The organism is Longispora sp. NPDC051575 (assembly GCF_040681875.1).
Classification (GTDB): Bacteria; Actinomycetota; Actinomycetes; order Mycobacteriales; family Micromonosporaceae; genus Longispora.
In genome coordinates, this window is the sequence record NZ_JBFAZP010000003.1 from 767,236 (window position 1) to 775,232 (window position 7,997).

9 protein-coding genes are annotated in these 7,997 nt (G+C 76.4%); 2 read left to right on the plus strand and 7 right to left on the minus strand.

Annotated features, from left to right (window positions below):
- Positions 1-167: 167 nt before the first annotated feature.
- Both AB0M43_RS10965 and shbA read right to left on the minus strand, forming a co-directional pair.
- Positions 168-863, minus strand: coding sequence for a hypothetical protein (locus tag AB0M43_RS10965; protein WP_363723285.1), 696 nt, complete (start codon positions 861-863; stop codon positions 168-170).
- Positions 850-1,431: an RNA polymerase sigma factor ShbA gene (shbA, locus tag AB0M43_RS10970; RefSeq protein WP_363723286.1), complete on the minus strand. Its 582-nt coding sequence runs from the start codon at positions 1,429-1,431 to the stop codon at positions 850-852. The genes AB0M43_RS10965 and shbA overlap by 14 nt, the downstream gene beginning before the upstream one ends.
- 126 nt (positions 1,432-1,557) lie before the next feature.
- Here shbA and AB0M43_RS10975 point away from each other — a divergent pair, with 126 nt between their 5' ends.
- Together AB0M43_RS10975 and AB0M43_RS10980 are read left to right on the plus strand one after the other, a co-directional pair.
- Complete coding sequence (locus tag AB0M43_RS10975; protein ID WP_363723287.1) at positions 1,558-2,319, plus strand: MerR family transcriptional regulator; 762 nt, start codon at positions 1,558-1,560, stop codon at positions 2,317-2,319.
- A complete protein-coding gene (locus AB0M43_RS10980; RefSeq protein ID WP_363723289.1) occupies positions 2,316-2,894 on the plus strand; it encodes a GyrI-like domain-containing protein in 579 nt (192 codons plus the stop codon). Before AB0M43_RS10975 ends, AB0M43_RS10980 begins: the two co-directional genes overlap by 4 nt.
- A gap of 85 nt (positions 2,895-2,979) precedes the next feature.
- Here the strand turns inward: AB0M43_RS10980 and AB0M43_RS10985 are convergent, their stop codons facing one another.
- The 5 genes from AB0M43_RS10985 to AB0M43_RS11005 form a co-directional block, all read right to left on the minus strand.
- Positions 2,980-3,645: a class F sortase gene (locus tag AB0M43_RS10985; RefSeq protein ID WP_363723290.1), complete on the minus strand. Its 666-nt coding sequence runs from the start codon at positions 3,643-3,645 to the stop codon at positions 2,980-2,982.
- A 60-nt stretch (positions 3,646-3,705) separates the two neighbouring features.
- The gene (locus AB0M43_RS10990) at positions 3,706-4,542 is read right to left on the minus strand and encodes a DUF4397 domain-containing protein (RefSeq protein WP_363723292.1); all 837 of its coding nucleotides are present in this window, start codon (positions 4,540-4,542) and stop codon (positions 3,706-3,708) included.
- Entirely contained in the window at positions 4,539-6,239 is a 1,701-nt protein-coding gene (locus tag AB0M43_RS10995; RefSeq protein ID WP_363723294.1) for a hypothetical protein, read from the minus strand. Before AB0M43_RS10995 ends, AB0M43_RS10990 begins: the two co-directional genes overlap by 4 nt.
- Before the next feature lie 412 nt (positions 6,240-6,651).
- Entirely contained in the window at positions 6,652-7,305 is a 654-nt protein-coding gene (locus AB0M43_RS11000) for a class I SAM-dependent methyltransferase (RefSeq protein WP_363723296.1), read from the minus strand.
- Complete coding sequence (locus tag AB0M43_RS11005) at positions 7,302-7,916, minus strand: DUF2064 domain-containing protein (protein ID WP_363723297.1); 615 nt, start codon at positions 7,914-7,916, stop codon at positions 7,302-7,304. Before AB0M43_RS11005 ends, AB0M43_RS11000 begins: the two co-directional genes overlap by 4 nt.
- Positions 7,917-7,997 lie beyond the last annotated feature (81 nt).

A 7,997-nucleotide genomic window follows, 5' to 3' on the forward strand; every position in this document is an offset into this window, starting at 1 on the left:
AACGGGTGCCCGGGACGATTCCCGGGCACCCCGATCGGGCCCCGTCACCGGCTTCCGGCGGCGGGGCCCCTCCGTGCGTGGCACCGGCGGATGCGCCCGCCACAGGTGAACTCGACCGGTCCCGGGTGTGGCCGGATGCCGGGCCAGCCGTAGGTGTGGGTCCGGATTCAGCCCTGCCGGTGGGTGCTCGGCGGGGTACCCGGGGGCTTGCTGTGCTCGCTCTTGCCCCCACCGTGCTGGGGCGGGGGCGTCGGCTTGCGCTTGTCCCCGGGCTTGTCCGTCGCGGCGCCCCCGCCACCCGGCGGCGCGCCGGACGGTACGACGAGCGGCAGCGTCGGGTCCGCCGAGGGTTCGTCCGCGCCGAGCCGCGCGCGCAGGGCCGTGAGCCGACCGGCCAGCCGGCGCGCCGCCTCCTCGGAGCCGACCTTCCCGAGTTCCGCCTCGGCCTCGGCGAGATGCCGGCGCGCGTCCTCGACCCGGCCGGCCGCCAGGTCGCGGTCCGCCGTCGTCAGCGACCGGTCGGCGGCCTGTTCGGCGAGGAAGGACTCGGCCCGGTCCCCGTACGCCAACCGGGTCACCGGCCACAGCACACTGCCCGGCCGCGCGTCCCCGGCGGCGGCGGTGACCCCGCCCGCGCCGGCCACCAGCACCAGCCCGGCCGCCACGGCCACCAGCAGCCGCCGACGCCGGGGTGGAGCGGGACGCAGCGCGATCAGCGTGCCCCCCGCCGGGCCCGGCTCGGCCGCGTCGGCCCGCCACTCCGTCAGGGCCAGGAACAACAGGTCGTCCGTCGCCGGCCGCTCGCCCCGCCCGATCGCGTCCAGCGTGGAGTCGGTGGAGTTCAGGTCCTCAAACGCGTTCACTGCCCCACCTCGTCTCCACCATCGTCCGCAGCCTCGCCAGCGCCCGGTGCTGGGCCACCCGCACCGCGCCCGCCGTCATGCCCAGCACCGCCCCGGTCTCCTCCGCCGACAGCCCCACCGCCACCCGCAGCAGCACGATCTCGCGCTGCTGCGGCGTCAACTCCTCCAACAGCCCCGTCAACTGCCGGGACAGGTCCGCCACGATCGCCTGGTTCTCCGGGCCGGCGTCCGGGTCCGGCCGCTCGGGGAGGGTCTCCACCGGCGCGAACGCCCGGGCCCGCCGCGCCGCCCGGTGCGCGTCGGACACCTTGTGCCCGGCGATCCCGAACACGAACGCCGCGAACGGGCGCCCCTGGTCCCGGTAGCGGGGCAGGGCACCGATCACCGCGAGGCACACCTCCTGAGCCACGTCGTCGGCGGTCACGAATCCGCCGCCGACCTGTCCGAGCCGGGCCCGGCAGTAGCGCACGACCATCGGCCGCAACCGGGTCAACAGTTCAGACATTGCGACCGAATCGCCAGCGGCGGCACGTTTCGCCAGGTCAGCGAACTCGTCCTCCCCCACCATCGCCGCCGCCTCCTCCACCGTTACCGCCCGGGACCCGTCGCACCGTAGCCAACCCTCCCGGTGCGCGCCAAGGACACGGTCGGCGTTGTTGACCCTCCCGCCGTGGGAGGGTGCAGGCTGGAACCCGTGACCGACGAACTCGTACCCATCGGAGGCTTCGCCCGGCTCTGCCGGCTGAGCGTGAAGCAGCTGCGGCACTACGACCGCCTGGGCCTGCTCTCCCCCGCCCTGGTCGACCCCGGCACCGGGTACCGCTACTACCGCCCCGACCAGGCCCGCGACGCCCTCGTGATCGGCCTGCTCCGCTCGCTGGACGTGCCGCTGGCAGCGATCGGCCAGGTGCTGGCCGGCGCCGCCACAGAGGCCCTGGGCCGGGTCCGCGACGACCTGGAGTCGGAGCTGGCCCGGCGGCGGCGCGGCCTGGCCACCCTGGAGCGGGTGCTCGCCGACGGCCTGCCCACCCCGGCGGTGACGGTGGTGACCGAACCCACCCACCGGGTACTGCTCGCCCGCGACGTCGCCGACGGCCCCGACGACATCGCCCGGGTGACCTCGTCGTGCGTGGCCCGCCTGCTGCCCGGCCTCGACGGGCCGCCCCGCCTGATCGGCCTGTTCCCGCTCGACGTGGAGGACCGGATCCCGGTGGCGGTGGCCGCCGTGCGCGCCGACGGGGCGGACCTGCTGCCCGGCGGCACGTTCGCGTGCGCCACCCACGTCGGCCCGTACGACCAGATCACCCTCACCGGGCACGCCCTGCTGTCCTGGTGCGCCGCGCGCGGCCACCCGCCGACCGGCCCGCTCCGGGAGGTCTACGTCTCCGACCCGGCGACGACCGCCCCGGAGCACCTGGTCACCCATCTCATGGTCCCGTTGGAGGAGCCGTCATGACGTCCGCCGTCGCCAAGGTCGACCTGGTCCGGTCCGACCGCGGGTACTTCACCGCCACCGCCTCGCCCGAGGTGCGTGAGTTCGACACCTGCATCTATGCCGCAGTCGACGGCGTGGGGGCACCGGGCGGCCCCGAGTACGTCGCGGCGCTGGAAGCCCTCTACCCGGCGGCGTACGGCGCGAAGAAGCGGGCCAGGGCGGCCGGCCGGGACTTCACGGTGTCCAAACTGGAGGGCCTGTGGTGGGTGGAGTCCGACGGGCCGCCCCTGGAGGTGCCGCGCGAGGAGTGGCACTGGACCCTGCTGATCCGGCTGCCGGAGTTCGTCACGCCCGACCTGGTGACCGGCGGGGCCCGGTTCCTGCGGCTCACCGAGGGGCGGGCGGTGCAGGTGCTGCACACCGGGCCGTTCGCGACCGAGCCGGAGACCCTGGCCCGGATGGAGGAGTTCATGGCCGCGCGCGGGCTGGCGCACTCCGGGCGGCACCACGAGATCTACCTGACCGACCCGCGCCGGACCGCACCGGAGCGGCAGCGGACCATCCTCCGCCAGCCGGTGCGGGCCGCCACGACATGACCCCGATCACGCGGGACCCCACAACCCAAGCAGACGGGTACTGCGGGTCCCCGTCGAAAGACCCGCGCCGTTCCGCACGGTCGGGTCAGGCGAAGACCGGGTCGGCGACGGCGAACACGACCAGGTTCTCGCGGTAGCTGCGCGCCGCCCGGTCGAACGAGCCGGCGCAGGTGATCAGGCGCAGTTGGGGATCGGGGGTGGGCGCGTACACGGCGGCGGTCGGAAACGCGTCCTTGCCGTACCGGCGCACCTGGGTCACGGTGAACCGCACGACCCCGCGCGCGCCGAGGACCTCGATCCGGTCGCCGGGCACGAGGGTACCCAGGCGCGCGAACACGGCCGGGCCGGTGCGGGAGTCGACGTGTCCCGCGATCACCGCCGGGCCGGTGTCGCCGGGGGCGGCGCTGCCGGTGTACCAGCCGGCCCGCCGGTAGTCCCCCGGCGGCGTCAGGGTGCGGTCGGCGGCCAGGCCGAGCGTCTCCAGGGCGCTGTCGACCCTGATCCGCGGGATCCTGATCGACGTCGGCGCGTCCGGGCCCGCCGCGACGAGGTGCTGGCCGACGGGGATGCCGGCCGGTTCCGGTGTGGACCGGGGCAGCAGCGCGAAGGTCGCGAGCAGCAGGCCGCACGCGACGAGCAGCGCCGCCACGGCCGGGCCGGCCCGGCGCGGGGCCCGGTGTCGTCCGGCCCCCGCGCGCCGGGAGCCGCGAGCGCGCGGGGCGCTCCGGGCCGTGGTCCGGGCAGACCGCACAGCAGGCGGCGCGACCGGAGGGTGGTCAGTCATCGGCCGGGTGCCGGGCCGCCCGCCCGGTCATCGCGGCACGGCGGCCGGGCGCCTGCGGGACCGCATCCAGACGAACAGTCCGGCCGCGACGAGGGCCGCGCCGCCGGCCAGCAGCGCGTACGTCCGCCACGGGGTGCCGGCCGAACCGCCGCCGCCGGCCTCGACCGCGCCGTTCGGGGTGGCCTCGTCGCCGCGCGCGTCGAGGCGCAGGACGGTGGACAGCCCGTCGCCGACCCCGTCGAGGACGACGAGCGAGTAGACGGAGCGGGCGTCGAGGTCGACGTCGACGGTGGTGGGGGCCGTGCCGGCGCCCTGGAGGCGCAGCGTCGCCCGGCCGGGCCTCGTCTGCGCGTACGGGCTGGTCGACGCGAACGCCACCGCGTCGGCGACCTTCTGCCCGTCGGTGGTGGCCACCGTCAGCTGCGGGGCGCGGACGGAGGCGTGGATGACCCGGATCCGGGCCCCCGCGTCGGGGCGGCTGAGGTCGTCGGTGATGACCCGCAGTCCCAGGTCGGCGTACCGCCCGACGCCGGCGACCGTGTACGCGGCACCGCCGCCCACCTCGACCGAGGTGCTCAGGACGGGGGTCGAGGTGGCCGGGGAGCCCGCGCCGCGCATCGCCACCGCGTAGGTGCCGGCGGGCAGCGGCATGTAGGTGGACAGCACCCCGTAGCCGACGGCGGGGAACACCTTGGGGGTGATGCCGCCGCCGACGGAGGACAGGTACACGTCGACCGCCGGGGTGTCCGGGGACAGGTGCGCGAGGCGGACGTAGCCGACCGACGCCGCCTGGGCGGGGGCCGCGCCGGTCAGGGCTGCCGCCGCGACCGCGAGGGTGGCGACGACCAGTCGGGTGGCTCTCATGATTCCTCCGGGAAGAGTGCGTAGCGCACCAGCAGCCCCTCGGCCGTGGTGGTGGTGCCCTGGGGCCGGTACGGGTCGCGTTGCAGGTCCAGCCATGCCCGCAGCAGGGCCGTGGACTCCGCCGTCGTCGCGGGGCGGCCGTCGACGGCGGTGACGAGGACCCGACGGGCGGGGGTGCCCCGCTCCCCCGGTACCCCCGGAAAGTCCTGGATCTTCAGCGCGTGCTGGCCGGTGACCGTGCCGAGCAGCAGCACGAGCCGCAGTTCGACGTCCCCGGCGCGCAGCAGGTCGGCGGCGGCGGGCGTCAGGGTGAGCCGGGGGTTGCCGGCCAGCGCCGCCCCCGCCCGGGCCCGGGTGCGCCGCTGCTCGCCGGTGGGCGCGGCGCCGCCGTCCCGCCGGCTGACGGTCACGGGGCCGAAGGTGGCGACGACCCCGGCGGTGCCGCCCCGGGAGAGCCGCCACCCGCTGTCGGGGTCGATCCGCCCCGCCGGCAGTCCCGCCCGGACCAGGTCGGCGCGCAGCCCGTCCTCGACGGCGACGCGCTCCGTGGCCGGCAGTTCGGCGCCCACCCACGCGGCGGCGTCGCGCACGGGGCCCGGCGACGCGGTCCCGGGGACGGCGAGCAGCTGGGTCACGCAGAGGCCCGCGAGGAGCACGGCGGCCGTCGCCACCAGCGCGACGCGGACCGACCACGCCGGGTTCCGGCGCGGGAGCGCCTGCTCGGCGGCCGACGCGGCGACGACCACCAGGGCGGGCACGGCCACCGCCCACAGGCCGGCGGGCGCGACGAACGCGGTGGCCGTCAGCACGAGGACGGCCACCGCCGGCGCGCGCGACCAGCGGCGGGTCAGCCCCAGCCCGGCCAGCGCCACCGCGACCGCGCCGAGCGCGAGCTCCCACGCGGCCACCGGCGGCGGGTGGGGCGCGGAGCCGGCCACCGCCCACAGGCCGGCCGCCGCGAGCGCTCCGACGAGGCCGGCGGCGGCGTACCGCCAGCGGGCCCCGAGCCGCGCGGACAGGTCGCCCTCGGCGAGCAGCACGGCGAGCCCGGCGAGGATCCCCGGCAGGGCGGCGGGCACCAGCAGCGCGCCGACGGCCACGCCCAGCAGCCCGAACAGCCCCGACCAGGTGCCCGGGCGCTGAGCGGCCAGGGGCAGGACCCCGAGGAGCAGGAACGCGGCGGCCAGCGGGCCGGGGGTGACGGTGCCCGCGAACAGCACGGCGGGGCCGGGCAGGGCGAGGGTCACCAGGACGGCGCCCCGGGCCGGTACGGACAGGCCCAGGCGCCGGGTCAACAGCCACACCGCCGCGAGGGCCAGCAGCGTGGCGAGCAGGACGGCCTGCCGGACGGCCAGCACGGCGGGCAGGTCGCGCAGCAGGCCGCCCGTCGAGGACAACCAGCCGGCGAGGAGCCCGTCGAGGAGGCGCGCCGACCAGCCGCCGCCGGTGACCGGGGCCCCGGGGCGCCCCCACTCGACGAGGGCGGCGACGCGGGCCGCCTCGGCGGCGGTGACCGGGGTGCTCCGGGTGGCCGCGTGGGCGGCGACGGCGGCCAGGGCGAAGGCGGGGATCTCGACGGCGAGGGCCGCCCAGCGGGGCAGAGGCCCGATCGGGGCGCCACGAAGTGCCCCCGGCCCGGGCAGTCCCCGGTCGTGGTTCGCTTCCTCGTATCCGACGATCGGGCCCGGCGGGCTCATGCAGACTCCCCAGTGAACGGCCCCCAGGGCCGACTACGGGAAAGGCATAACAGAGATTCCGAGGGGTACGCAAGGAGCTGTACCGTGCGCCGACAACAGCTCGACAATGCGTGGCGGACAACGCGGCTTATCCGGGGGAACCGTCCGGCGAGAATAGTATTCCGGCACTAGGTCCACTAAGGTTGCCCATAGTGTGAATGGCATGCGATTGACCTGCAGAACCACAGGTCGGAGGCCGTCTCAAATTCTTTTGCGATCGTACCCATCCGTGGACCGACCGGCAACGAATACCTACGGGAATTTTTATCCGGTCGGCTGGACTGAGGCACCGGGATTCGTATTCTCCGGCGCCCCAATCAACCTTCATTGAGAGAGCGGTTCCATCCTCTTTCGCGGAAATTCAGGGTCGTAGTCAGCGCGATCCGGGCCGGTCCGTCGAGCACCGGGGCGTGAGTGCGGCGAACCAGCGGCCGGCCCGCGTCCACGTCTCGGCGACGTCCAGGCGGGCCGGATCCGCGACCCGGGGCAGGTCCGCGAAGGACACGAACGCCCACGGGAACGGGCTGCTGACCAGCGCGTCGACCCGCAGCCGCAATTCGGTGACGGCGGTGGTCGTGCGGGGCCGGTCGAGTTCGACGAGCAGCGTGCCACCGGGGGCCAGCAGGGCCGCGCACCGGGCGAGGAGCCGCACGGGGTCACCGCCGATCCCGATGTTGCCGTCCGCGAGGAGCACGGTGTCCCACCCGCCCTCGCGGGGCAGTCGGCCGAACACGTCGGCGCGCCTGGCCCGGGCACCCCTGGACCGGGTCAGGCGCACGGCGGCGGCCGAGACGTCCACCCCGAGCGCGGAGCCGCCCCGGGCGGTGAGCGCGGCGACGAGCCGGCCGGGGCCGCAGCCGACGTCGAGGGTGTGCCCGACGCACCGGTCGAGGAGGCCGCCGTCGCCGGGGGCCCGGGCGCTGACCCACCGCGCGAGGCCCGCGGGGCGGCTCACCCCCGCGCACAGGTAGTCCAGGCGGCTGTCCGTGGTCAGGGCCGTGTCGTAGACCTCCAGTGCCGTGCTCACCTCGTCACCGGCAGGGCGATTCCCGCGAGGGTCCGGGCGAACCGGCCGCCCGGGACCAGGCCCGCGACGGCGCGCGCGTCCTCGTACGTGTCGACGTCGCGGAGCACGGGCAGCGGCAGTACCCGGAGGCCGGCGGAGGTGAGGGCCTCGGCGGTGAGGCGACCGGTGTCCGGGGTGGACACGGGCACGTCGCGGAGCACGGCGCCGTGGGCGGGGTCGCGGAGGCCGAGGGCCCACCAGCCGCCGTCTTCCGCCGCGCCCAGGACGGCGTCGGCCTGACCGAGCCAGGCCAGCGCCGCTTCGAGCAGTTCCGGTTCGACCTGCGGGGTGTCCATGCCGATGAGCAGGGTCGGGCCGGGGCGGTCGGCGAAGCCGTTGGCGAGCCGCTCGCCGAGCCCGTCGCCGCGCTGGTGGCAGATGTCGAACCCGTCGACCGGGTACTCGCCGTCGAGGAGCAGCGTCCGGTCGGCGGCCACGGCGCGCACGGCCGCGAGGGTGTCCGCGAGCGCGGCGGCGGCCAGGGCCGCGGCCTGCTCCGGGGTGCAGGGCGGACACAGCCGGGTCTTGACGCGTCCCGGCGCGGGCTCCTTGGCGACGACCGTGATCCTCATCGGGCGAGCACCCGGCTCATGTCGCGCACGGCGCGCAGGGTGCCCAGCCAGGTTCCGGTCACCTTGGAGACGCTGCCCTCG